Below are 22,408 nucleotides of genomic sequence, written 5' to 3' on the forward strand. Positions count from 1 at the left end.
CGGCTCTCGTAATGTTGCATTGCCGTTGCAAATTTGATGCATTGCAGCAAAAAACCTGTCGCGCCGCGTTTTCAACAAGATGCAGTTCATGTAGATTGTGAGGACGCATATGGGGAGGCGTGCATGGACAAGTGGGTCTATACCTTTGGGGGAGGCCGCGCCGAAGGCAGCGCGGGCGATCGCAACACGCTCGGCGGCAAGGGCGCGAACCTCGCCGAAATGTGCAATCTCGGCCTGCCGGTGCCGCCCGGGCTCACCATCGTCACCGCCGCCTGCAACCATTACTACGACAACGGCCGCCGGCTGCCGGACGATCTGAAGGATCAGGTCCGCGCCGCGCTTCGCCAGATGGAGGCGATCACCGGACGCCACTTCGGCGACACGACGAAGCCGCTGCTGCTCTCCGTGCGCTCCGGCGCGCGCGCGTCCATGCCCGGCATGATGGACACGGTGCTCAATCTCGGCCTCAACGACCGCACGGTCGAGGCGCTCGGCCACGATGCGGGCGATGCGCGCTTTGCCTGGGACAGCTACCGTCGCTTCATCCAGATGTATGGCGACGTCGTCATGGGCCTCGACCACGAGGTCTTCGAGGAGATCCTGGAGGACGAGAAGGGGCGGCTCGGCCACGAGCAGGACACCGAGCTTTCCGCGGTGGAGTGGCAGCATGTCATCGCCCGCTACAAGCAGACCATCCAGGAAGAGCTGGGCGAGGCCTTCCCGCAGGATCCGGAGGTCCAGCTCTGGGGCGCGATCGGCGCCGTCTTCGCAAGCTGGATGAACGCCCGCGCCGTCACCTACCGCACGCTGCACAACATCCCCGCCGTCTGGGGTACGGCCGTCAACGTCCAGGCCATGGTCTTCGGCAATCTCGGCAATTCCTCCGCCACGGGCGTCGCCTTCACGCGCAATCCCTCGACGGGCGAGAACAAGCTCTACGGCGAGTTCCTCGTCAATGCGCAGGGCGAGGATGTCGTCGCCGGCATCCGCACGCCGCAGAACATCACCGAGGAGGCGCGCATCGCGTCGGGCTCCGACCGGCCGTCGCTGGAAAAGCTGATGCCCGAAGCCTTCGCGGAATTCCGCGGCATCTGCGACCGGCTGGAGCGGCATTACCGCGACATGCAGGACCTCGAATTCACCATCGAGCGCGGCAAGCTCTGGATGCTGCAGACCCGTTCGGGCAAGCGCACCGCCAAGGCCGCGCTGAAGATCGCGGTCGACATGGCGACGGAAGGCCTGATCAGCGAGGGCGAGGCTGTCGCGCGTATCGATCCCGCCTCGCTCGACCAGCTGTTGCACCCGACCATCGATCCGCGCGCGCGTCGCGACGTCATCGGCTCCGGTCTGCCGGCTTCGCCGGGCGCGGCGACGGGCGAGATCGTCTTTACCTCGGAAGACGCGGTAAGGGCGGAGGAGGAGGGGCGCAAGGTCATCCTCGTGCGCATCGAGACGAGCCCGGAGGACATTCACGGCATGCACGCCGCCGAGGGCATCCTCACCACCCGCGGCGGCATGACCAGCCATGCGGCGGTCGTCGCGCGCGGCATGGGCACGCCCTGCGTTTCCGGTGCCGGCACGCTGCGCGTCGACCTGCGCAACGAGCTCCTGGTCGCCCAGGGGCTGACGCTGAAGAAGGGCGACGTCATCACCATCGACGGCTCGTCCGGCCAGGTGCTGAAGGGCGAGATCCCCATGCTCCAGCCCGAGCTGTCGGGCGATTTCGGCCGGATCATGGAATGGGCCGACCGCACGCGGCGCATGAAGGTGCGCACCAATGCCGAGACGCCGGCGGATGCCCGCGCCGCACGCTCCTTTGGCGCGGAGGGCATCGGCCTCTGCCGCACCGAGCACATGTTCTTCGAGGGCAGCCGCATCAATGTGATGCGCGAGATGATCCTCGCCGAGGACGAGGCCGGCCGCCGCGCCTCGCTGGCAAAGCTCTTGCCGATGCAGCGCTCGGACTTCGCCGAACTCTTCGAGATCATGCACGGCCTGCCGGTGACGATCCGCCTGCTCGACCCGCCGCTGCACGAATTCCTGCCGAAGAGCGACGAGGAGATCGCCGAGGTGGCGGCCGCCCTGTTCATCGAGGAGGCCGCGCTGCGCCGGCGCGTCGATACGCTGCACGAGTTCAACCCGATGCTCGGCCACCGCGGCTGCCGCCTCGCCATCTCCTATCCGGAGATCGCCGAGATGCAGGCCCGCGCCATCTTCGAGGCGGCCGTGGAGGCGGCCAGGACGACCGGCGCGGCCGTGGAGCCGGAAATCATGGTGCCGCTCGTCGGCCTCAAGGCGGAGCTCGACTATGTGAAGGCCCGCATCGAGGCCGTCGCCAAGGCGGTGATCGCCGAAAGCGGCGTTGCCATCAACTATCTCGTCGGCACGATGATCGAGCTGCCGCGCGCGGCGCTCCGTGCCCATGTCATCGCCGAATCGGCCGAGTTCTTCTCCTTCGGCACCAACGACCTGACGCAGACGACCTTCGGCATCTCGCGCGATGACGCCTCGGCGTTCCTGTCGACCTATATCCAGAAGGGCATCGTCGAGCAGGACCCGTTCGTCCAGCTTGATTTCGACGGGGTGGGCGAGCTCATCCGCATCGCCGCCGAACGCGGCCGGCGCACGCGGGCCGACCTGAAGCTCGGCATCTGCGGCGAGCACGGCGGCGATCCGGCCTCCATCCATTTCTGCGAGGAGGCCGGGCTCGACTACGTCTCCTGTTCGCCCTTCCGCGTGCCGATCGCGCGCCTTGCGGCCGCGCAGGCGGCATTCAGCGGCAAGGCCTGAGACCGCTTAGCTTCAGCGCCGCCGGACGGGCACATAGACATAGGTCGGCCGGTCCCACATCGGCGATTGCAGCCGCGCGGCGCGGAAGTCCGCGCGCCGGTCGAGATCGATGCGCTGCAGGCATTCGGCAAAGGCGTCCGTCCCCATGCGAAAACCGTAGGACCGGCATCGGGCCTCGTCATTGGCGCGCACTTCGGCGGCCGTCTGGCAGCCGGCGAGGAAGAGGGCGGTGGCGGCGAGGGCGGCGAAACGAACAAGCATCTTGGACATGCGGGCTCCGGCGAACTGTTGCGTGCCATGGATAGGCCCGTCGGCGCGCCGCGGCAAGGGCTCCCGGCAATTCCAAACGCCGGAGCGATGCCGCTTCGGCTGGAATGCTCTAAAGCGCGTCGCGATCTTTCAGATTCGCTCCCTGCGCTTTAGCTCTTTGTTTTTTCGCATGTCGTTGCCGCAAAACCGCTGCGCACTTTTGTGCGACATGCTCTAGATGCGTTGCAGCACGTCCACGAAGGCGTCGGCGAAGCGCTTGAGGTCCTTCGTCGTCTCGTCGGGGTTTTCCACGCGGATGGCCGATCCCTCCGTATCGAGCAGCGCGAAGACCACGGCGAGCGCGCCGTCCTCGCCCTGCGGCACGCGCAGGGCCGCGATGCGCCGGCAATCGTCGGCAAGCCCCGAGGCCGGCAGCTCGAAGAGGAAATCGCCGCCGACACGGTCGGCCGCCATGCGCACGGCATCGGCAAAGCCGGCCTCCTCGCCGGAAAAGCCGTCGAGCGAGAGTTCGAGTTCCAGAAGCTCCAGGGGGAGGGCGGGTTCGCCCGCGGGCGCGGATATAGCGGTGTCGGCGGCCGTCTGCGTCGGCAACATCATCTTGCTCCTTGCTCTACCCCCGTTCGCAAACCGTCGTTAACGAGCGTGGCGAATTTGCGGCACGCAAGGATTTTTACCGCGTGCTGTCTGTTGTCCCCGGCAAGGATGTCGCATGGTCATGGAGGAAAGCCGTGCCGCCGAGGTTTCCGCGGAACCTGAAGCGTGCGCCGCAATGTCTTAAAACGATTCCGGTTTCAGCAAATTTGCAGTAGGAAAAGGACGCGGCAGCGAGCGCCGCGGCGCATCCGGTGAGGCCATGGCAATCACGATCCAGTACGAACGGCCCGTTTCGCATGCGGCGCACTGGGCGCGGCGCCTGGCGCTGTTTTCCTGCCTGCTGTTCCTCACCGCCGTGCTGTCGCATCGCTTCGGCCCGCTCACCACGCCGCATTTCCTGGCGCTGGCGGGTTTTGCCGCGGCCATGGCGGGCATGGCCGTGCTGCTGGCCGCCATCGGCCTTGCGCGGCTCTGGCATGTCGGCGCGCGGGGCGGCAAGGCGGCCTTGACGGCGCTCCTGCTCTGCCTTCTGCCGCTCGGCTTCACCGGTGCCGCCGCCTATGCCTATTTCTACAAGCCGGCGCTCTACGACGTGACGACGGATACGCTTGCCGCCCCGCCCTGGCTTGCCGCGCCGGCTGCCGAGCAGGACTGGCTGCCGCGCATCGGCCCGGTCGGGGCGCGTGACCGGGCGGTGCAGCTTGCGGCCTATCCCGGCCTGTCGGGCCGGCGCTACGACGGCGCGCTCGACCGCGTCTACCAGGGCGTGCGCAAGGTCGCCGCCGCCTACGGCATCACGATCACCGCCGAGGACGGGCTCGACAACATCCTCGCGGACCTAGAGGATCTCGTCGTCGATCCGGCCAAGGTGGCCGAAAGCCAGGAATCGCTCGGCGACGTGCCGGTTCCCGAGGCGCGCCCGCTCGAGACACCGCTCATTCCCCGCATCGGCGGCCCGGGCGACGTGCTCCTGCAGGGCGAATGGCGCTCGCCCGTCTTCGGCTTCCGCTTCGACGTGGTCATCCGCCTGCGCGAGGAGGCGGAGACGACGCTCGTCGACATGCGCGCCGCCTCGCGCTACGGCCCGCACGACCTCGGCTTCGGCGCGGCGCTGGTGGAAGGCTACCTGAAGGCGCTCGACGCGGAACTGCTGGGCATTGCCGGCGACTGACGGCGCCGGCATCCAGCGTCAGGAATCTCAAAGGCCGGGGGCGGGGAAATAGAGCCCCTTCAGCGCCGGCGGACCGTCCGTCACCACCTCGCCGCGCGCGACGAGGTCCTCCAGATGCGCCAGCACCGAGAGCGCCGCCGCGCCATGCAGGCGCGGGTCCGTCTCGCGGTAGATCGCCTTCACCATGTCGGCGATCAGCCGGTCGCCGGCGCGCACGCGCTCGCGCACTGCCCGCTCGCGCATGCGCCGGTGGGTCCTCAGCCCCCGCAGGAACGCCGCCGGCTCGGTCACCGGCCCGCCATGGCCGGGCAGGTAGAGCCGGTCGTCGCGCGCAAGCAGCCGGTCGAGCGAGGCCATGTAGTCCGCCATGGCGCCATCCGGCGGCGCCACGATGGTGGTCGCCCAGGCCATGACATGGTCGGCGGAAAAGACGATGCCGTCCGGTCCGTCGAGCGCGAAGGCGGCGTGGTTGGCGGTGTGGCCCGGGGTGAGCAGCGCCGTCAGCGCCCAGCCGTCGCCCGCCACGCTCTCGCCATGGCCGAGCGCGATGTCCGGCACGAAGTCCACGTCCGCGCTTTCCGCGAAGGGGTTGCTTTCGCCGGCATGCAGCGGCCGCGCCGCGCGGTGCGGCCCCTCCGCGACGATGATCGCGCCCGTCTCCGCCTTCAGCCGGCGGGCGAGCGGCGAGTGGTCGCGGTGGGTGTGGCTGATGGCGATATGGGTCACCTCGCGCCCGGCGAGCGCCCGCATCAGCGCCGCAAAATGCGCCTCGTCCTCGGGGCCGGGGTCGATCACCGCCACTGACCGGTCGCCGACGATGTAGCTGTTCGTGCCGTGGAAGGTGAAGGGGCCCGGATTGTTGACGGTGATGCGCTGCACGCGCGGGGCCACCGGCACCGCCTCGCCATGCGCCGGCTTGAATTCGAGGTCGAACTGCGGGGCCTCCCGGCCGGTGTCGCTCCCGGCCGTCACTTGTATTCGATCTCGATGAAGCTCATCGGCGTGTCGCCGCCGTTGACGACATTGTGCGCCACGCCCGCCTCGCGCCGGTAGACGGCGCCCGCCTTGGTGTGCACCCGCCGCTCGCCGGTCTCCTCCTCGATCAGGAAGTCGCAGTCCGTCATCGGCACGACGACATAGCCGAGCCCGTGCACATGATGGCCCGTATCGGCGCCCGGCTCGAAATCCCAGCGCGTCACGCGCACGACGGCATCGTCGAGAAGGACGGTGGGCATTGCCGGCGGGCGGGCGCGGAACTGGGGCATGGCGGCTCCTCACAGGAAAGGGCAGGGCGGGCGAGCCGGCTGCGCCGGACGGCTGCTGAAAGGACGATCGATCGCCCGGACCCTATCGCCGCCATGCGCCCCTGCCAAGCACCAAGCCGCAGATCACGCCTCTTCGGCAAAGCCCGACCGGAGAATAATCGCCCCGAACCGGAACTTAAGCATTGTCCACGCCGCCCGCCTTTGCTATCAGGCTCCCGCCGTGTTGGGGCGTCGCCAAGCGGTAAGGCACCGGTTTTTGGTACCGGCATTCCCAGGTTCGAATCCTGGCGCCCCAGCCACGGCTGTTTCGGAACCGCCCTTGCGATCTGCCAGCCTCGCTCAGCCAAGCCCGCCGAGCGGGATGATCTCCGCTGCGCCCGGTTGCCAGTCGCTTCCTTCCCAGTCCCCGAGCCAGCGCTCCGCGCGAAGGCTTGCTGCGGCAAGCAGCGCCTCCAGCTCGGCCTTGTCCGGGAAGGCGATGCGGGAGGCGGCGGAGAGGCGTTTGCCGGTGGCGCGGATCTCGTAATGGGTGCCGTAGGTGACGATGCCGGTCGCCGGATCGTAGGCGACGTCGTTCCAGGCGGCGACCGGGCCGAAGCGGGGATGGTCGATGAGGCGCATCGAGGCCTCCGGTCCCCATTCCTCCCATTCCCGGCAGGCGGGATTGCGGCTGTCGAAGACGAAACGGCCGCCGGGCGCAAGATGCGCGGCAATGGTGGCGAGGGCGGCGGCGCGGTCCTCCCGCGTCAGGAAGACCTGGAAGGCGTGGCCGGTCAGCACGACCAGGTCGAAACGACGGCCGAGCCGCAGCGTGCGGGCATCGCCCTCGATGAAATCGATGCCGCCCGCGCCGGGCTTGCCGCGCGCGATGGCGAGCATGGCCGGGGCCGGATCGACGCCGACGACCGTGCGTCCGCCGGAAAGCGCCACGGCAAGCTCGCCCGTGCCGCAGCCGAGGTCGAGCACGCTCGCCGCCCCCTCGGCAAGCATCCGGCAATAGGCGAAATCCGGCGATCGCTCCCAGCCGTTTTCCAGATCGTAGAAATCGGCGAGCTCCGGGTCGTGGTAGAGGCGGTCTTCGTCCATGTGTCCTCCCGGAGCAAATCCGGCAAACGTGCGCAGCGGTTCTGCCAAAAAAAGCGAAAATGTTCCAAGAAAAAGGCCGCGTCTTCGCGCGGCCTTGGAAAGGGCGGTCGGGCTGCCCTTTACGAGGCGGCGTCGAGAACCTTCTCGCAATGGGTCGGCCCGCCCTTGGGGTCGACGCGGTCGCCGACGGCGCGGATGGTGTTGATCCGGTAGCTTTCGTTCACCGTCAGCTCCACCGTGCAGGACTTGCCCTTCACGAAGCCGCCGCGCCACTTGTAGAGCGTCGTGCCGCCCGCGCCGGCCGTGTCGGAGATCGGCGGGCCATAGGCCGCGAAGAAGCTGCCGGCGGTCTTGCCGTTCCAGCGGGCCTGCAGCGGGTTGGACGCGACGACGGCGGTGGTGCATCCGGCGAGGGCAAGCGCAACGCCTGCCAGAATTGCAATGCGGGAGTTCATGGGTGCCATTTCCTTGGGACTTCGGTGCGGCCGTGAATGTGAGCCTCGCACCGCCATAGCGCAGCACGCCGGAAAGGGGAATCGCCGCCACGCGAACTTTGCCGTCGTCCCCAGCGAAGAGGCGTCAAACGTGCGGATTTGCAACAGTGTGCGCGGCGGTTGAAGGACGGTGGGAGAGGCCGGACCGCCGCAGCGCCAAGGCCTCTCCGCCTCGTGTCACAGGAGGAAGTCCGCCTTGTCGAGATTGTCGATGTTGAACTTCCGGATGATCAGGACGTCGTTGCCGCCCAGTTCGATATGCACGTCGCTGCCGACCTGCTCGGCCTTGTCCAGCACCTTGTTGACGCTGGAGAACTTGTAGGAGCGGAGGTCGATGTCGTCGACATTGTTCTTGAAGTCGGTGATCGTGTCGCGACCGTAGCCCTTCTTGAAGACGAAGATGTCGGTCCCCTTGCCGCCGGTCAGCGTGTCGTCGCCCTTGCCGCCGTCGAGCTTGTCCTTGCCCGCCGCGCCGTTGAGCTTGTCGTTGCCGCCATTGCCGAACAGGGTGTTCTTGCCCTCGTTGCCGAGGATGTTGTCGTTGCCCGAGCCGCCCTTGGCATTCTCGATGAGCGAGCGCAGGTCGCCGTTGAAGAGCAGCGCGTTGAAGATGTTGCCGCGGGCATAGCCGTCGTTCGGCCCGCCGCCGAGGAAGGCAAGCTGGGTCTTGCTGAACATCGAATAGGCGCCCGGCCGCAGGTCGATGTCGAGCCCCGTCTTGTAGGCGCTGAGGTCGTAGGTATCGGTGCCCCCGCCGTCCCAGATCGTGCCGAAGATGCGGTTGCCGCCGGCATCGATGGCGACCTTGCCGTTGACGAAGGTATCGCCGTTGCCCGGCTTCCACTTGTAGACGGTGTTGCCCTTGTTGGTCGTATAGTCCGCGCCGTACATGTACTGCAGCGCGTAGATGTCGGCCATCATGAAGGTCTGCGGCGCGCCGAACTCCTCGTATTTGTAGCCGCTGGCGTCATCGCCGACGAAGGAGTTGTACGTCATGACCGAATATTCGGGACTGTTCCACTCGCTCTGGATCGCGCCGAACGTGTCGTTTTCATGCGCGTGCTTGAGGCCGAGCGCATGGCCGAGCTCGTGGATGAGCGTGTGCCAGGCGTAGTTGCCGGCCTTCGGCGTGCGGTAGTCGTTGATCGTGCCGGCATTTTCCGTGCTGAACCAGATGTCGCCGCCGGTGGCGCCGGTGTCCGGATAATAGGCATGGGCGGTGGGGCTGGCGTCGTCCGACTGGGCAAAGCGTAAGGTGGCGGTGCCGTTCGAGCCGGCCGAGAAGTTCAGGTTGGTGAAGCCTTCGACGGAGAAGCCGTCGTTCGCTTTGCCGCCGAAGCTCTTTTCCATGGCGAAGAGCGCGGCGTTCTTCTGCATGGCCGAGACGGCGCCGAAATTGTTGTCGGGCTCGCCCGAATAGGAGTAGCTGCTCGTCGATGTGGGAAAGGCATAGGTGACGCCCGTGCCGTCCCAGGCAAAGCCGCTGAGCACGGAATCGATGAACTGCGATCCCGTCGCCGTGACCGTCTTTGTGGATTTACCCGTACCCGTCATTGCTGCCCCCCTTCGAACAGAGCTCGTACGTTGTTGTCGCCGGGCGGATAGTGTCCCCCCGTCCGCACGCCGCCTTGCTGCGCCGGACCGTTTCCGCCGTGGATCGATGGCATCATATGGCAGCAAGACGTTCGCACAAGAAGCCTTATTCATGCGCGAAAGAACAAATTTGGTCGTACTTGTGGTTTTGCCGCCGTGTCGCCTGCGGGTTGCATGGGCGGCGGCGCATCGAGGGGCGGAGGGCATCGTGCGGATCGTCCGTCCGCCATCGAACCGGCCGAACGACAGCGGCCCCGCAGCGAGGCTTACTTCCCGACGGGCCGGCGGAATGCCGTCAATGCGTCGTCGGCACGTCGTCGTCCTCGAGGAACGACCGGATGCCGTCGCGCGCCACCGTCGCGAGGAACTCGTCGAAGGCCTCCCGGTCCGTGGCGAAGGGCTCGTCCCATTCGAAGAGCTCCTCCTTCTCCGTGACGACCTCCAGCTTCCAGTCCTGTTGCGTTCCCGCCGGCCGGAAGATGTCGACAAGGACCGTGATCCCGTCCTCGGTGAACTCGCCGGACAGTTCGGAATGCTCCAGCTTGGGTTTCTTGGCCATGGTGTTCCTCGACGGCGAAAGCAGGCGGCGTGCATGCAGCCGGACCGTTATCCTATCTTCGCGAGGAGCGCAAAGCCGCAACGCGAAGCTGGGGGAGCACGCCTGTCACGCACCATGCCGTCGTCGTTTATTCTCGTGGCCGGGCTGCGGAGTGCGGAACAGAAACCGGTTTCGGACCTTTCCCTGTGATCAGGGAGGCAAACGATGAAGCACAAACTTCTGGTAAGCGATGCGGGCGAGCGTACCTATATCCTGGTTCTCGACGAAGGCGACGAGGCCTTCCGGTGCATCACCGATTTCGCTGAAAGAGAAAGCCTGACCGCGGCATCGATTACCGCAATCGGCGCGTTTCGCGCCGCAACCATCGCCTTCTTCGAATTCGACACGAAGCACTACCGGAAGATACCCGTGGAGGTGCAGTCGGAGGTCCTCAGCATGCTGGGAGACATAGCGGTGGATGACGAGGGCAAGGCAAGCCTGCATCTCCACGTCGTGCTCGGCTTTCCGGACGGAAGCACGAAGGGCGGCCACCTGGTGGAAGGATACGTCCGGCCCACGCTGGAGGTCATGCTGCGCGAAACGTCGGCCGACCTGCGGCGGCGGACGCGCCCCGATCTCGGCATCGCGCTGATCGATGTCGGTTAGCCCTGGATGTCCTTGCGCCAAAGCGAGACGAGCGGTCCGTCCGAGCCGTAAACCGGGTCGCTTTTCGGGAGGGGCAGGCTCGCGATGATCTTCAGTTCGCCGGGCGTGGCCGCCGTCGTTTCGATATCGGCATGTTGGCCGGGCGGATAGCCGCCGACCACGCGGAAATCGTCACTTCCGGAATTTTGCTTGTGGCCGGTGCCGGCCGGCAGCACAAGGCAGTCGCCCGCGCGAACCTGAAGCGCCCTGCCGTCCGGCCCGCCGATCAGGAGCTCGGCGCTTCCTTTCGCGATGCCGAGCACCTCATGGGCGCCGACGTGGTAATGCTGATAGGAGAAGACGCCGTTGCGCCAGAGGCCTTGCCAGCCCGCGTCGTAAAACAGCCGCTCGAAGGCACGGGCACGATCCTTCTCGCCTGCCGCCAGCACATCGCGATAGACGAGCACCGGCAGGAACGGATGGTTCGGCACCCATTCGCTGGCGGGGAAGAACAGCATTTCCGGTTGTTTCATCGCCGTCTCACTTGCCTTTCTTCGGTTCCCTGCCGAAATCCTTGCGCAACTCGTCCTTGGCCTTTTCCAGCGTGTCGCGCCGGCGTTTCGAAAGCTGGTCGCCAGCGCGGTTGATATAGAATGTCAGCATGGACATGGCCGAGCGGAAAGGGCTCGATTTGCGCCGGTCGCTTTCCTCCGCTGAATGCTTCAGGGATTGCGCGATCTTTTTTGCGCTGCCCTGCTTGAAGACGCCCTCCTTGAGGTCCATCGCGTCGCTGTTCTCGGTCACGTCCTGCGACCACTTCTTCTGTTTCTTCGCCATGCTCAGCCTCCTTCGCCGGGATAGGGATGGGCTTTGAACAGCCGGGCGGCATGCACCGTGTTGCGGGCGACGAGATCCAGCGTCGAGCGCACGACATCGGGGATGTCCTCCAGATCGACGAAATTGACCGAGCCCATCGCTTCGCCCACCCAGTAGGTCACGGCATTGGCGGGAATGGTGAAGCCGACGTCGTTCAGCGCCTGGAAAAGCTCGGCCGAGACATGATGCGCGCCGTCCTCGTTGCCGACAACGGCGACGGCGGCGACCCGGCCATAGGAGACCATGCGGCCCTTGTCGTCCTTCTCCTCCAGGAAGGCGTCCATCCGCTCCAACGCCCGCTTGCAGACGCTCGACGGCTGGCCCATCCAGATCGGCGTGCCCATGACGAGAATGTCGGCGTCGAGGATCTTGTGGCGGATGCCCGGCCAGTCGTCGCCGTGGCCTTCGTCGGAGGTGACGCCGGGCTTGATATCGAAATCGGCCAGCTGCAGGAAATCCGTGGTGACGCCAAGCGGTTCCATCGCGGCGGCCAGCAGCTTCAGCATGCGGTCGGTGGAGGAGGGGTCCTTGGCGGTCCTTGTCTTGAGCGTGCAGTTGAGCGCCAGCGCTGTCAGGGTCATGTTCGCCTCGCTTCATAGGGGTCGAATGCCGAACCGATCCATCCGCCGATTGTTCCGGGAACCGATCCGGCAATCGTGCATTAGAACCTCCAGATACGCGGTTCCGGAGGTTCCCATGGACAACAAGGACAGATTGATCCTGGCGCTGGCGGCGCTGTTGCGCGCCGAGCGCGAGACCCGCGGTGCCCTGATGGACGCGCTGGAGGAAAACTCCATTTCGCGCGAAACGCTGCTCGCCATCCTTTCCGATCCCATCCCCGTCGTCACGCAGGAGGACATCGAGTTCGCCGAGCGCTTCGCCATGTCCAGGCATCTGCCCATCGAGAGGAAACGGTGATGGCGCCGCGCGCCTTCTGGAAGGGCTATCTCAAGCTCTCGCTCGTCACCTGCCCGGTGGCGATGTCGCCGGCGATCTCCCAGGAGGACAAGGTCCGCTTCCGCACCCTGAACGGCAAGACCGGCAATCCCGTCGTCAGCCGCTATGTCGATGCGGTGACCGGAAAGGCCGTCGCCGAGGACGACGAGGTGAAAGGCTATCCGCGCGGCGAGGACGATTACGTCATGCTGGAGGATGACGAGATCGAGGCGGTGGCGCTGGAAAGCACGCGCACGATCGACATAGAGACCTTCGTCCCGCGCGAGACGATCGAATGGATCTGGTACGACGCGCCGCATTTCCTGGTGCCCAACGATACGGTGGGCGAGGAGGCGTTTTCCGTCATCCGCGAGGCGATGGCCTCGACCGGCACGGTGGGCATCTCCAGGCTGGTGCTGTATCGACGGGAGCGGGCGGTGATGCTGGAGCCGCGTGGCAGGGGTATCGTGCTCTGGACGCTGCGCTACGGCGACGAGGTGCGTGAGGAGACGGACTATTTCGGCGGCCTCGGGCGCGCCAAGCCGGACGCCAAGGCCCTCTCTCTGGTGAAGACGCTGATCAAGGAGCGCACCAGGGCCTGGAGCCCGAAGATGGCGGACGATCCCGTCCAGGACCGCTTGCTCGACATCATCGCTGCCAAGAAAAAAGGCCGCAAGCGTCCGGCGAAGCAGAAGGCGCCGCCGCCGACGTCGGGCAATGTCATCAACATCATGGATGCCCTGCGCAAGAGCATCAAGGCGGAGGGCAAGGGCAGGTAGTTCAGCCCTTCGCCTTGCCGGTCTTCAACGGTTCCGCAGCCTTCCTGAAATCCGCCCAGGGGTCGGCCGCAAGCGCCTGGAGACGCGTCGGCGTGTTCTCCACCGTGAAATAGGCGGGGCCGATATCGGCGCTGAGCTCGCTCCAGGCGAGCGGCATGGAGACGGCGGCGCCGGGACGGGCGCGCGTGGAATAGGGGGCGACCGCCGTCATGCCGCGCTGGTTGCGCAGGTAGTCGATGAGGATCTTTCCCCGGCGCTTCGACTTGGTGATGGTCGAGACATATTTGTCCGGGCTGTCCTTCGCCATGGCGTCAGCGACGCCCTTGCAGAAGGCCTTGATCGCCGGCCAGCGGGCGGACGGCTTGAGCGGGGCGCAGACATGAAGCCCCTTGCCGCCGGAGGTCTTGACGAAGGCGTTGAGCCCGGCGGCTTCGAGGCGCTTGCGCGTTTCCTCGGCGGCATCGATGACCGCCTGCCATGCAACGCCCTCGCCGGGATCGAGGTCCATGATGATGCGGTCCGGACGCTCCCAGTCGGCGAGCGTCGAGCCCCAGGGGTGGATTTCCAGCACGGCGGACTGAACGAGGCCCATCAGCCCGTCGAGATCCTCGATCGCCACATAGGGTTCGTCGTCCTTTTCCGCCGGATCCTGCACTTCGACGATATGGGCGTTGATGCCCTTCCAGGCGTGCTTCTGGAAGAAGGTCTGCCCGTCGATGCCGCTCGGCGCGCGCAGAAGGGCGAGCGGGCGGCCGACGATATGCGGGGCGATATAGCGCCAGACCTCGGTATAGTAGTCCGCCAGCCCTTCCTTGGTGACGCCTTCGCCGGGCCAGTAGACCCGGTCGGGATGGGTGAGGCGCACGGTGCGGCGCGGCGGCTTTTCCGCCTTCGGCGCGGCGGATGTCTTGGACTTCGGCATTTCGGCGACGACCTCCCTTGCCGGCTTGTCTTCCCTCAGGCCCCGGAACGAAGCATGGCGCAGATGCCCATCGGCCGTCCAGGCGCGGAACTCCACTTCGGCCACCAGGTCCGGCCGCACATAGCGGGCCTGTCGCGCCTCCTCGGCCGTCAGTTTCCGGCCGAAGGGGCTTTCGTCCGTCCGCATGCGCGAGAGGCGTTTGAAGAGATCGGCGGCAACGGGCGTGCTGAAGCCGGTGCCGACCCGGCCGACCGGCTCCAGCCTGCCGTTCTTGTAGACGCCGAGCAGCAATGAGCCGATCGCCTGGCGCGAGACGGTGGAGGGGGCATAGCCGCCGATGACGAATTCCTGCCGGGCCGAGCATTTCGACTTGATCCAGCCCTTGCTGCGGCCTTCGCGATAAGGGGCGTCGCGCAGCTTGGAGACGACGCCTTCGAGGCTGAGGCGGCAGGCATGGCGCAGCACCAGCGCGCCGTTCTCGTCGAAATGGCCGCTGTAACGCAGGATGCCCCCGGTTTCCGGCACGAGCTTTTCGAGGAGGGCCTTGCGCGCCTCGAGCGGCAGGCGCGTCAGGTCGTAACCGTCGAGATGGAGAAGGTCGAAGACGTAGAAGGTGAAGCGGTCGTTCCGGCCCGCGCTGAGATCGGCCTGGAGGGCGGAGAAGTCGGACGCCCCGGCGCCCGTCTCGACGACGAGCTCGCCGTCGATCAGCGCCTTGCCGACCGGCAGCGCGGCAAGCGCCGCGACCACCGGCTTGCCGAATTTCTTCGTCCAGTCCAGCCCGCTGCGGGTGAGGAGCTTGACCCGGCCCGCCTCGATGCGCGCCTGGAGCCGGTAGCCGTCGAACTTGATCTCGTGCAGCCAGCGCGCGCCGGGGGGCGGCGCGGCTGCGAGCGTCGCCAGCATCGGCGGCAGGAAATCCGGCAGGTTCGCCTTGCGCGTGCCCTTGAGGCCCGAGGGATCGGGCGCCTCCGTCTCCGGCTCCGCCTTCACGGGGCCGGTCTTCGCCTTCCTTCCGGAAGACTTGCGGATGCGCCCGGTCTTCGAGGACCAGCCCGGTTCCTCCCCTGCGACGTCGGCGATGTCCCGCCCCGTTTTCACCGATTCCGGCCGCTCATCAAGCAGGTCGTCATCGCCGTCGGGCATGGCGAATTCGTCGTCGCCCTTGATCAGCAGCCAGTTCTCGCGCTTCTCGCCGGGCTTGCCGTGCATACGCACGAGATGCCAGCGGCCGTGCAGCTTCTCGCCGTCGAGGGTGAATTCAAGATGGCCCTTGGCATAGGCTTTCCGCGCGTCGCCGATCGGTGCCCAGGTGCCGCGATCCCAGACGATGACGGTGCCGCCGCCATATTCGCCCTTGGGGATCGTGCCTTCGAAGTCGCCATAGGCGAGCGGGTGATCCTCCACATGCACGGCCAGCCGCTTTTCGCTCGGCACCAGGCTGGGGCCGCGCGTCACCGCCCAGCTCTTGAGCACGCCGTCCATTTCGATGCGGAAATCGTAGTGCAGGCGCGTCGCGTCGTGCTTCTGGATGACGAAACTGTGGCCGCCCTTGCGGGCCTTCCTGCCGCGTGGTTCGGATGTGGCCTTGAAGTCCCGCTTTTGCCTGTAGACGTCCAGCGTCGCCATGATCACCCTGCCTTGCGCCGGCTTGCCGCCGTCTTGCCTGTGGCCGCGGCCTTCTTCTTGCCGCGCTTTGCCGGTTTCTCGTTTTCGCCGGCGCTCCGCCGCAGGGCCTCCATGAGGTCGATGACCTTGCCCTCGGCCTTCGGCGTGACGCGCTTGATCTTCCGGCCCTCGATCTTCGCCTTGACCACCTCGGCGAGCGCCGCGTCGTAACGGTCGTCGAAGGTCTTTGGATCGAAGCGGCCGCTTTTCGTCTTGATGATGTGCTCGGCCAGGTCCAGCATCTCGCCCTTGAGCTTGAAGGCGGGGATCTCCGAAAAGGCCTCCTCGGCGGAGCGCACTTCGTAGTCGTAGCTCAGCGTCGTCGCGATGAGACCTTCCCCGTGGGGGCGGATGAGGAGGGTACGCACCCGGCGGAACAGCACGGTCTCGGCCAGCGCCGCCACCTTCTTCGTCTTCATGCCCTCGCGGATCAGCGCGAAGGCCTCCTCGCCGTGCCTGTCGGACGGCGCAAGATAATAGGGTTTGTCGAAATAGAGGTCGTCGATGTCGTCGCAGGCGATGAACGCCTCGATCTCCATCGTCTTGTCGCTCTCGGGCACCGCCGAGGCGACCTCCTCGGGATCGAGCGTGATATAGTCGTTCTCGCCCGCCTCGTAACCCTTCACCTGATCCTCGCGCTCCACCACCTTGCCCGTCTCGCTGTCGACGAATTCCCGGTGCAGCCGGTGGCCGGTCTTGCGGTTCAGCATGTGGAAGGCGATGCGTTCGCTGGTCGAGGCGGCCGTGTAGAGCGCGACCGGGCACACCAGTTCACCCACCTTCAGGAAGCCTTTCCAGTTCGCTCTCGGCGCCACGCCCGTTCTCCCGCTCCAAAGCGAAAGCAATGCCGGCATGCCGCAAATGTTCCCGGCCTCGTGCCGGCGGCATCATGCGGCAATTCCGGCGCGGAACGAAAACGGGGCTTTTCGTGTTCCCGAGGCGTCCGAAACAACGCGAGGACGGTATGGGCAGGCGGCTGAGGATCATGACCTACAATGTGCACAGTTGCTTCGGCACGGACCGGAAGCTCGATCCCGGCCGCATCGCCGCGGTGATCGCCGAATGCGAAGCCGATATCGTCGCGCTGCAGGAGGTGGACGTCGCGCGGGCGCGCAGCGGCGGCATCGACCAGGCGCAGGCCATCGCCAATCACCTCAGCATGGCCTCGCACTTCCATCCGGCGCTGCACCTGGAAGAGGAACGGTACGGCGACGCGCTGCTGACGGCGCTGCCGACGCGCCTCGTCAAGGCCGGCGGGCTTCCCTCGCGCGGCGAGCCGCGGGGTGCGCTGTGGGTGGAGGTGCCTTTCGACGACGTGAAGCTGCAGGTCTTCGTCACCCATCTCGGCCTGTTCGGCGCCGAGCGCGTGCGGCAGACCGAAGCCCTGATCGGGCCGGGCTGGCTCGGTGCGCCGATGCCGGACGATGCGCGCATCGTCCTTGCCGGCGATCTCAACGCGGTCTCCCGCTCGCCGTCCTATCGCCTGCTCGTCCGCCGCCTCAAGGATGCGCAGGTCGAAGCCGGTGGACGGCTTGCCGCGACCTTTCCCTCTCGCCTGCCGCTGCTGCGCATCGATCACATCTTCATCGGCGAGGGGATCGCCGCCCGCAGGGCCTTCGTGCACGATACGCCGCTCGCCCGCCGGGCGTCCGACCACCTGCCGCTCTGCGCCGACCTGGAGATCGCGTGATGCGGGAAAAGATGCCCTTTATCGCAACGGCGGCATGGTCGATCCCGAAGGCGGTTGCCGACCGGTTTCCCGAAACCGGAAGCGGCCTCGAAAGATATGCCGCCGTCTTCAACGGCGTGGAGGTCAACTCGACCTTCTATCGCCACCACCAGAAGACGACATTCGAACGCTGGGCGGGGTCGGTGCCGGATCATTTCCGTTTCGCGGTGAAGATACCGCGCGAAATCACGCATGGCGCGCGCTTGCGGAACGTCGACCGGCTCTTCGAGGCATTCGTCGACGAGGTTTCGGCGCTGGATGGCAAGCTCGGGCCGCTGCTGTGCCAGCTGCCGCCGAGCCTTCGATTCGATGCCGGAGACGCCGAAAACGCGTTCGCGGCCATGCGCCGCGTCTTTACCGGCACCCTCGTGCTCGAGCCGCGCCACAAAAGCTGGGCGTCGCCGCCGGCGCGCGCGCTCCTGCAACACCATGCGATCGATCGCGTTTTGGCCGATCCTGCGCCGGTCTGGCCGGCGTCCGATTTCCACGAGGCGCCGCGATATGTCCGGTTGCACGGCGTGCCTGAAATCTATTACTCCAGCTACGGCGATGCCGAGATCCGTGCCTTTGCGAAGCGCCTCGCCGCCGACAGCTGGTGCGTCTTCGACAACACGGCCTCCGGCGCCGCCATCGAGAATGCGCTGACGCTGCGCGATCAAATGGTTTGACGGCGGGCCACGGGATGGATGAACGTTTCTTCGCGCGTGACGTGGTCGCCGTCGCCGCCGACCTTCTGGGGGCCCGCCTGCTGGTCGATGGTGTCGGAGGGCTCGTCGTGGAAACCGAGGCCTACCGCCAGGACGACGAGGCATCGCACAGTTTTCGCGGGCCGACGGCTGGAAATGCCGCGATGTTCGGCGAGCCGGGCCGGGTCTATGTCTATCGATCCTATGGCCTGCACTGGTGCCTCAACGTCGTCTGCGAGCGGGGCAGCGCGGTGCTCATCCGCGCGCTGGAGCCGACGCACGGGCTTGAGACGATGATGGCGCGCCGTGCGGTCACCGCTGCGCGCAAGCTGTGCAACGGGCCGGGCAATCTGTGCCGGGCGCTTGCCGTAACCGGCGAGATGAACGGACTTTCGGTCCTCGGCGCGCCCTTTTCCCTGGAGCCGCCGTTCGAAGCGCCCGTTTCGGCAAGCGGTGTCCGCATCGGCATCAGCAAGGCCGCCGAACGCCCGTGGCGCTTCGCGGTAAAGGGATCGCCCTATCTCAGCAAGCCGATCTGACCAACGGCGCTCCTAAGGCTCCACGATGTCCAGCTCGGCGGTGAAGGTCGTTCCATTGCTCCCGTCGAAGGTGTGGGTACCGTTGAGCTGGTTGACGACGCCCCGGATCAGCCGGCTTCCCATGCCCTGTTTGACGGCCTGCGGATCGAAGCCGATGCCGTCGTCGTGGACGGTGAGCCGGGCCCGCCGCCCCCCGATGGCCGTGAGCACGATGGAGATCCGGCCCGCGCGGCCGTCCGGAAAGGCATATTTCAGGATGTTGGTCAGCAGCTCGTTCACCAGCAGGGCGAGCGGGGTCGCATTGTCGGTGGAGACGGCGAGGTCGTCGATCTCGTAGGTCACGGTGACGGGCGCGCCGTAGGCTGCCATCAGCTTCTCGACCACCGAGGTCAGCAGGTCCCGCGCGGACAGGCGGGAAAACTCATCATGCCGGTAGATCTTCTCGTGCACCGCGACCATGGAGGAGATGCGGTCGACCAGCGATTGCTGGACCTCGTCCGGCAGGCGCTGGAGCTGGATGATGCTCTGGACGGCCTGCAGGTTGTTCTTGACGCGGTGATGGACCTCGCGAAGGAGCAGCTGGTTGTCGGCAAGGGCGTTTCTGAGCAGCTGGGATTGTGCCGCATCGCGCTGCCGCAGATGGCGGATCCACTGGCCCGCGGCCAGAAGGCTGACGCTCGCGAGGATCAGCACCGCGATCGCCACCGTCACGTCCCGCCGGAAGCGCTGGATGCCGAAATCGTAGTCGGCCGAAGCGAGCGCGATGAACCTCGCGCCATCGACGGTCCGATAGGCGACGATGCGGTGGGCACCGTCGACGGGCGAGATGGCGTCGTAGGTGCCGGTCGGCGCCTTGGGCAGGTAATCCGTGAAAAGCACGTATTTGCTCATGTCGAGCGGCCCGTCGGCGAGCGGATAGCGGGCGACGAGCTGGCCGTCGGACCGGGCGAAGCTGACCGTGGAGTTCGGGCCGAGATCGACGGCCTCCCAGACATCGGCGAGGACCCTGACCTCGAAGGAAACGACGGCGGCGCCGGCGAACCGGCCGTTTCGCTCCAGCCTGCGGCTGAAGGCAAAGATCTGCTCGCCGTTGAGGCGGCTGATCAGCAGGCTTGAGACGTGCTGCTTCGCGCCCTTCGTCAGTTCCGAGAAATACGGCCGGTCGACGATGCTGATCGGCTTCACCATCGGATCAGTCGAATAGAGGGTCAGACCTTCGCCATCGACCACATAGGCCTTCACCTGGCCGGGAAGGTCCGCGACGGCCTCGTCGATGTTTCTGACGCTGGTGGATGCCGGCGGCGTGATGTTCTCGCCGAGCGCTTCGTCTATGCGCTGCAAGGCCTGCCGCGCCAGGGAATCGATGAGGGACACGTTGCTCGCGACGATCTTGGAGGCGGCGACGGCGCGCTCCTCGGTGCGGCGAACCGCGTCGTGATAGCTCGTGTTGAGCCACAGGCCGAGCATGAGCAGCAATGAGACGAACATCGCGACGATGATCATCGCGGCCGCCCTTGCCAGCGTGAAATGGATGTTCAGCCCGCGCGGCACCGCTATCCCCCAAGTGCGTCGGCCAACCTTAACCAGAAGGGTGAAACATGTCCCGGCCTTTCGTCAACCGGACACGGCCGGTCATCTACCGTACTGTCGTCCCGGCAGGGCCGGTGGAGTCCGCACCGGTCCGCGCCGGCGAGACGTTCGGAACAATCGTCCGGTCCTCCCGTTTGCCTGATATCCCGGGAGGCACGCATGGCCATCGACAATTCGGTTCATCTGGAAGGCAGGATCAATGCGCACCGGCGTCTGCTGGTGGAGCTGGTCTCGGTGGTGGCCGCCATTCCCGAAGCGCGCGAGGCGCTGGTCGCCATGGCGCGCGACAATGAAACGGTCATCGACCACGAGGAGGACCCCGGCATCGAGCCCGATGCCGCCTTCGCCGCCCAGCAGATCGCCGACGACGAGATCAGGGGAATCCTGAAGGCCGCGATGGCCCGCCTCGAAACCAAGCCATGAGGATAGAACGATGGGAGTGATTGAAAAGATCTCCGGATACTTCAAGCAGTTGGCCGGCGAGGTCACGGGCAGCCAGGCGCTGCACGACGAAGGCCGCCGCCAGGCGGCGGATGGCGGCTATCGCGAGGAAGACGAGCAGGTGGTGCCCGTCGTGTCGCGCACGGTGCCGGGCGCGGGCAGCGTCGTCTCGGCGGAGACCGGCCGTGAAAAGGTCATCCATGCCGACGCCGTTCCGCAATTTACGGTCTCCCAGGCCGGCCGGACCAATGACGGCGTCTCCAGTGCGAAGCCGCGCGTCATCACCGGAAGCGACGATGCCACGGCGCACCGCACGCCTCCCGGCATGGAAACGCCGGGCCGCGACTGGTCCGCCGGCTTCGACGAAAACGCGCCGCGGCAGGATATGCCGGCCCCCGTCGCCGACTATTCCGACACCGAGCAGTTGAAACTCTACCGCCTGGTGCCGATTGCCGCTGCCGGCGACACGAACTGGGACATCGCGCCCAACCAGGGCGAGGTGGTGGTGCGCGCCCGCTCCAGCGGCGATGCCCGCGTCGTGGCCGCGGAAGCCGAGCTCGACTACATGGAAATCGACGCCCTGCCGGGCGATGGCAATTCCACGACCTCGTCGAGCGCCTTCCGCAACGAGAAGCTCTACACCGTTCTCGACGAGAGCGATCCCGCCTATCCCGTCGAAGGGCCGCGCGAGGTCGTCGCCGGCACGGTCCGCGTCGACAATATCCGTCCCACCGAACTTTGAGGAGGTTGTCATGACCCGGAGCCAGTCCGCCCGCACGGCCGCGAAACAGCGGGATATCCAGGAAGAGGTCGCCGAGGCCGACCGCAAGGGCAGGGACGAGGAGCCGAAGGCCATGCAGGCCGGCGCGCGCCTCTATCCCGTGCCGCCTTTCCCGAAGCAGCACCAACCCAAGCCCGGCCACGAGGCGAAGCTCGATCCGCAACCGATGTACGACGCGCCTTTCTACAAGGGCTCGGAAAAGCTGGCGGGCAAGGTCGCGCTCATCACCGGCGGCGATTCCGGTATCGGCCGGGCGGTCGCCGTGCTCTTTGCCCGCGAGGGCGCGGACGTGGCGATCTGCCATCTCGCCGAGGGGCAGGATGCGAAGGACACCATCGCCGCCGTCGAGGCGGAGGGCCGGCGCTGCATCGCCTTTGCCGGCGACGTCAAGGACAAGGCCTTCTGCGCGCGGACGGTGAAATGCGTGGTGAAGGATCTCGGCAGGCTCGACATCCTCGTGAACAATGCGGCCTTCCAGGTTCACACGAAGGATATTCTCGACCTGTCCGAGCAGCATTTCGACGAGACGCTGAAGACCAATCTCTACGGCTACTTCTTCATGGCGCAGGCGGCGGTGCCGCACATGGAGCCGGGTTCGGCCATCATCAACACCGGCTCGGTCACCGGCCTTGAAGGGTCCAAGGACCTTCTCGATTATTCGATGACGAAGGGCGGCATCCACGCCTTCACGCGTTCGCTCGCCGGCCAGCTCGTGCCGCGCGGCATCCGGGTCAATGCGGTGGCGCCGGGGCCGGTCTGGACGCCGCTCAACCCCTCCGACAAAGAGGCCGGGGACGTCGCGAAATTCGGCGCCAACACACCCATGAAGCGCCCCGCCCAACCGGAGGAGCTGGCGCCTGCCTATGTCTTCCTCGCCTCGCCGCAATGCTCCAGCTACATCACCGGCGAGGTGCTGCCGATCATCGGCGGATACTGAGGGCATCCTCCCAAGGGATGCCACGCCGTGCGGCGCGTTGCGGTACTGGCGCATGGCTGAAGCAGGGCTCGACGAAGG

General features: G+C 66.5%; 25 protein-coding genes and 1 tRNA gene. 12 read left to right on the top strand and 14 right to left on the bottom strand.

Features of this window, described 5'->3' with window-relative positions:
• The first annotated feature begins 123 nt into the window (after nt 1-123).
• On the top strand, nt 124-2,790 hold the full coding sequence (gene ppdK / locus AABF56_RS01590) for a pyruvate, phosphate dikinase (protein ID WP_272804681.1): 2,667 nt from the start codon (nt 124-126) through the stop codon (nt 2,788-2,790).
• Nucleotides 2,791-2,802: 12 nt separating this feature from the next.
• On the opposite strand, the gene AABF56_RS01595 is transcribed toward ppdK, so the two are convergent.
• The gene (locus AABF56_RS01595; RefSeq protein WP_244767766.1) at nt 2,803-3,060 is read right to left on the bottom strand and encodes a hypothetical protein; all 258 of its coding nucleotides are present in this window, start codon (nt 3,058-3,060) and stop codon (nt 2,803-2,805) included.
• 213 nt (nt 3,061-3,273) lie between these two features.
• Nucleotides 3,274-3,654: a hypothetical protein gene (locus AABF56_RS01600; protein ID WP_272807412.1), complete on the bottom strand. Its 381-nt coding sequence runs from the start codon at nt 3,652-3,654 to the stop codon at nt 3,274-3,276.
• A gap of 265 nt (nt 3,655-3,919) precedes the next feature.
• On the opposite strand from AABF56_RS01600, the gene AABF56_RS01605 reads away from it, so the two are divergent.
• The gene (locus AABF56_RS01605; RefSeq protein ID WP_244768103.1) at nt 3,920-4,825 is read left to right on the top strand and encodes a DUF1499 domain-containing protein; all 906 of its coding nucleotides are present in this window, start codon (nt 3,920-3,922) and stop codon (nt 4,823-4,825) included.
• Nucleotides 4,826-4,852: 27 nt separating this feature from the next.
• Here AABF56_RS01605 and AABF56_RS01610 read toward each other — a convergent pair whose 3' ends face one another.
• Both AABF56_RS01610 and AABF56_RS01615 read right to left on the bottom strand, forming a co-directional pair.
• A complete protein-coding gene (locus AABF56_RS01610) occupies nt 4,853-5,797 on the bottom strand; it encodes an MBL fold metallo-hydrolase (RefSeq protein WP_272804682.1) in 945 nt (314 codons plus the stop codon).
• Nucleotides 5,794-6,090, bottom strand: a complete 297-nt coding sequence (locus tag AABF56_RS01615) for a cupin (protein WP_244767763.1) — start codon at nt 6,088-6,090, stop codon at nt 5,794-5,796. The genes AABF56_RS01610 and AABF56_RS01615 overlap by 4 nt, the downstream gene beginning before the upstream one ends.
• A 224-nt stretch (nt 6,091-6,314) precedes the next feature.
• Here AABF56_RS01615 and AABF56_RS01620 point away from each other — a divergent pair.
• Nucleotides 6,315-6,389 (top strand) — tRNA-Gln (locus AABF56_RS01620).
• Nucleotides 6,390-6,429: 40 nt separating this feature from the next.
• On the opposite strand, the gene AABF56_RS01625 is transcribed toward AABF56_RS01620, so the two are convergent.
• From AABF56_RS01625 to AABF56_RS01640, 4 genes are all read right to left on the bottom strand, one after another.
• Nucleotides 6,430-7,176, bottom strand: coding sequence for a class I SAM-dependent methyltransferase (locus AABF56_RS01625; RefSeq protein WP_272804683.1), 747 nt, complete (start codon nt 7,174-7,176; stop codon nt 6,430-6,432).
• Between the two features lie 119 nt (nt 7,177-7,295).
• Nucleotides 7,296-7,631, bottom strand: coding sequence for a hypothetical protein (locus AABF56_RS01630; protein ID WP_244767761.1), 336 nt, complete (start codon nt 7,629-7,631; stop codon nt 7,296-7,298).
• A gap of 216 nt (nt 7,632-7,847) precedes the next feature.
• Complete coding sequence (locus tag AABF56_RS01635; RefSeq protein ID WP_272804684.1) at nt 7,848-9,224, bottom strand: M10 family metallopeptidase; 1,377 nt, start codon at nt 9,222-9,224, stop codon at nt 7,848-7,850.
• 334 nt (nt 9,225-9,558) lie between these two features.
• Nucleotides 9,559-9,822 (bottom strand): hypothetical protein, encoded by a 264-nt coding sequence (locus tag AABF56_RS01640; protein ID WP_244767759.1) that lies wholly within the window; start codon nt 9,820-9,822, stop codon nt 9,559-9,561.
• Nucleotides 9,823-10,026: 204 nt separating this feature from the next.
• Between AABF56_RS01640 and AABF56_RS01645 the strand changes: the two genes are divergently transcribed.
• Nucleotides 10,027-10,467 carry a PPC domain-containing DNA-binding protein gene (locus AABF56_RS01645; protein ID WP_244767758.1) on the top strand — a complete coding sequence of 147 codons (441 nt, stop codon included), beginning with the start codon at nt 10,027-10,029 and terminating at the stop codon, nt 10,465-10,467.
• Here AABF56_RS01645 and AABF56_RS01650 read toward each other — a convergent pair.
• From AABF56_RS01650 to AABF56_RS01660, 3 genes are read right to left on the bottom strand one after another with little or no spacing between them, the layout of a single operon-like run.
• Nucleotides 10,464-10,979 carry a cupin domain-containing protein gene (locus tag AABF56_RS01650; protein ID WP_244767757.1) on the bottom strand — a complete coding sequence of 172 codons (516 nt, stop codon included), beginning with the start codon at nt 10,977-10,979 and terminating at the stop codon, nt 10,464-10,466. The two genes, AABF56_RS01645 and AABF56_RS01650, sit on opposite strands and share 4 nt — an antisense overlap.
• A 7-nt stretch (nt 10,980-10,986) precedes the next feature.
• Complete coding sequence (locus AABF56_RS01655) at nt 10,987-11,283, bottom strand: DUF3175 domain-containing protein (protein WP_244767756.1); 297 nt, start codon at nt 11,281-11,283, stop codon at nt 10,987-10,989.
• Nucleotides 11,284-11,285: 2 nt separating this feature from the next.
• Nucleotides 11,286-11,903 carry a flavodoxin family protein gene (locus AABF56_RS01660; protein WP_244767755.1) on the bottom strand — a complete coding sequence of 206 codons (618 nt, stop codon included), beginning with the start codon at nt 11,901-11,903 and terminating at the stop codon, nt 11,286-11,288.
• A gap of 115 nt (nt 11,904-12,018) precedes the next feature.
• Between AABF56_RS01660 and AABF56_RS01665 the strand changes: the two genes are divergently transcribed.
• Together AABF56_RS01665 and ku (AABF56_RS01670) are read left to right on the top strand one after the other, a co-directional pair.
• A complete protein-coding gene (locus AABF56_RS01665) occupies nt 12,019-12,240 on the top strand; it encodes a hypothetical protein (RefSeq protein ID WP_244767754.1) in 222 nt (73 codons plus the stop codon).
• A complete protein-coding gene (gene ku / locus AABF56_RS01670; RefSeq protein WP_272804685.1) occupies nt 12,240-13,037 on the top strand; it encodes a non-homologous end joining protein Ku in 798 nt (265 codons plus the stop codon). Before AABF56_RS01665 ends, ku (AABF56_RS01670) begins: the two co-directional genes overlap by 1 nt.
• Before the next feature lies 1 nt (nt 13,038).
• Here the strand turns inward: ku (AABF56_RS01670) and ligD are convergent, their stop codons facing one another.
• The gene (gene ligD / locus AABF56_RS01675) at nt 13,039-15,588 is read right to left on the bottom strand and encodes a DNA ligase D (protein WP_272804686.1); all 2,550 of its coding nucleotides are present in this window, start codon (nt 15,586-15,588) and stop codon (nt 13,039-13,041) included.
• A 2-nt stretch (nt 15,589-15,590) separates the two neighbouring features.
• Complete coding sequence (gene ku / locus AABF56_RS01680; protein ID WP_272804687.1) at nt 15,591-16,442, bottom strand: non-homologous end joining protein Ku; 852 nt, start codon at nt 16,440-16,442, stop codon at nt 15,591-15,593.
• Between the two features lie 149 nt (nt 16,443-16,591).
• On the opposite strand from ku (AABF56_RS01680), the gene AABF56_RS01685 reads away from it, so the two are divergent.
• The 3 genes from AABF56_RS01685 to AABF56_RS01695 are packed head-to-tail and all read left to right on the top strand — an operon-like array spanning nt 16,592 to nt 18,581.
• Nucleotides 16,592-17,317 carry an endonuclease/exonuclease/phosphatase family protein gene (locus AABF56_RS01685; RefSeq protein ID WP_272804688.1) on the top strand — a complete coding sequence of 242 codons (726 nt, stop codon included), beginning with the start codon at nt 16,592-16,594 and terminating at the stop codon, nt 17,315-17,317.
• An 11-nt stretch (nt 17,318-17,328) separates the two neighbouring features.
• Nucleotides 17,329-18,024, top strand: a complete 696-nt coding sequence (locus tag AABF56_RS01690; RefSeq protein WP_272807413.1) for a DUF72 domain-containing protein — start codon at nt 17,329-17,331, stop codon at nt 18,022-18,024.
• Between the two features lie 14 nt (nt 18,025-18,038).
• Nucleotides 18,039-18,581, top strand: a complete 543-nt coding sequence (locus AABF56_RS01695) for a DNA-3-methyladenine glycosylase (RefSeq protein WP_272804689.1) — start codon at nt 18,039-18,041, stop codon at nt 18,579-18,581.
• Nucleotides 18,582-18,593: 12 nt separating this feature from the next.
• Here the strand turns inward: AABF56_RS01695 and AABF56_RS01700 are convergent, their stop codons facing one another.
• Nucleotides 18,594-20,132 (bottom strand): sensor histidine kinase, encoded by a 1,539-nt coding sequence (locus tag AABF56_RS01700; protein WP_272804690.1) that lies wholly within the window; start codon nt 20,130-20,132, stop codon nt 18,594-18,596.
• 198 nt (nt 20,133-20,330) lie between these two features.
• On the opposite strand from AABF56_RS01700, the gene AABF56_RS01705 reads away from it, so the two are divergent.
• The 3 genes from AABF56_RS01705 to AABF56_RS01715 all read left to right on the top strand — a co-directional run bounded on the left by AABF56_RS01705 (nt 20,331) and on the right by AABF56_RS01715 (nt 22,330).
• Nucleotides 20,331-20,594 (top strand): hypothetical protein, encoded by a 264-nt coding sequence (locus AABF56_RS01705; protein WP_244767747.1) that lies wholly within the window; start codon nt 20,331-20,333, stop codon nt 20,592-20,594.
• A 403-nt stretch (nt 20,595-20,997) separates the two neighbouring features.
• Complete coding sequence (locus AABF56_RS01710) at nt 20,998-21,354, top strand: hypothetical protein (RefSeq protein ID WP_272807414.1); 357 nt, start codon at nt 20,998-21,000, stop codon at nt 21,352-21,354.
• A gap of 10 nt (nt 21,355-21,364) precedes the next feature.
• Nucleotides 21,365-22,330: an SDR family oxidoreductase gene (locus tag AABF56_RS01715; RefSeq protein ID WP_272804691.1), complete on the top strand. Its 966-nt coding sequence runs from the start codon at nt 21,365-21,367 to the stop codon at nt 22,328-22,330.
• Nucleotides 22,331-22,408: the final 78 nt, after the last annotated feature.

Source organism: Shinella sp. WSC3-e, from assembly GCF_945994535.1.
GTDB lineage: Bacteria > Pseudomonadota > Alphaproteobacteria > Rhizobiales > Rhizobiaceae > Shinella > Shinella yambaruensis.

Coding starts and splice junctions, on each gene's coding strand:
- ppdK (WP_272804681.1), top strand. CDS start 124: ATGGACAAGTGGGTCTATACCTTTGGGGGAGGCCGCGCCGAAGGCAGC.
- AABF56_RS01595 (WP_244767766.1), bottom strand. CDS start 3,060: ATGTCCAAGATGCTTGTTCGTTTCGCCGCCCTCGCCGCCACCGCCCTC.
- AABF56_RS01600 (WP_272807412.1), bottom strand. CDS start 3,654: ATGTTGCCGACGCAGACGGCCGCCGACACCGCTATATCCGCGCCCGCG.
- AABF56_RS01615 (WP_244767763.1), bottom strand. CDS start 6,090: ATGCCCCAGTTCCGCGCCCGCCCGCCGGCAATGCCCACCGTCCTTCTC.
- AABF56_RS01625 (WP_272804683.1), bottom strand. CDS start 7,176: ATGGACGAAGACCGCCTCTACCACGACCCGGAGCTCGCCGATTTCTAC.
- AABF56_RS01630 (WP_244767761.1), bottom strand. CDS start 7,631: ATGAACTCCCGCATTGCAATTCTGGCAGGCGTTGCGCTTGCCCTCGCC.
- AABF56_RS01635 (WP_272804684.1), bottom strand. CDS start 9,224: ATGACGGGTACGGGTAAATCCACAAAGACGGTCACGGCGACGGGATCG.
- AABF56_RS01640 (WP_244767759.1), bottom strand. CDS start 9,822: ATGGCCAAGAAACCCAAGCTGGAGCATTCCGAACTGTCCGGCGAGTTC.
- AABF56_RS01645 (WP_244767758.1), top strand. CDS start 10,027: ATGAAGCACAAACTTCTGGTAAGCGATGCGGGCGAGCGTACCTATATC.
- AABF56_RS01650 (WP_244767757.1), bottom strand. CDS start 10,979: ATGAAACAACCGGAAATGCTGTTCTTCCCCGCCAGCGAATGGGTGCCG.
- AABF56_RS01655 (WP_244767756.1), bottom strand. CDS start 11,283: ATGGCGAAGAAACAGAAGAAGTGGTCGCAGGACGTGACCGAGAACAGC.
- AABF56_RS01660 (WP_244767755.1), bottom strand. CDS start 11,903: ATGACCCTGACAGCGCTGGCGCTCAACTGCACGCTCAAGACAAGGACC.
- AABF56_RS01665 (WP_244767754.1), top strand. CDS start 12,019: ATGGACAACAAGGACAGATTGATCCTGGCGCTGGCGGCGCTGTTGCGC.
- ku (WP_272804685.1), top strand. CDS start 12,240: ATGGCGCCGCGCGCCTTCTGGAAGGGCTATCTCAAGCTCTCGCTCGTC.
- ligD (WP_272804686.1), bottom strand. CDS start 15,588: ATGGCGACGCTGGACGTCTACAGGCAAAAGCGGGACTTCAAGGCCACA.
- AABF56_RS01685 (WP_272804688.1), top strand. CDS start 16,592: ATGGGCAGGCGGCTGAGGATCATGACCTACAATGTGCACAGTTGCTTC.
- AABF56_RS01690 (WP_272807413.1), top strand. CDS start 17,329: ATGCCCTTTATCGCAACGGCGGCATGGTCGATCCCGAAGGCGGTTGCC.
- AABF56_RS01695 (WP_272804689.1), top strand. CDS start 18,039: ATGGATGAACGTTTCTTCGCGCGTGACGTGGTCGCCGTCGCCGCCGAC.
- AABF56_RS01705 (WP_244767747.1), top strand. CDS start 20,331: ATGGCCATCGACAATTCGGTTCATCTGGAAGGCAGGATCAATGCGCAC.
- AABF56_RS01710 (WP_272807414.1), top strand. CDS start 20,998: ATGCCGGCCCCCGTCGCCGACTATTCCGACACCGAGCAGTTGAAACTC.
- AABF56_RS01715 (WP_272804691.1), top strand. CDS start 21,365: ATGACCCGGAGCCAGTCCGCCCGCACGGCCGCGAAACAGCGGGATATC.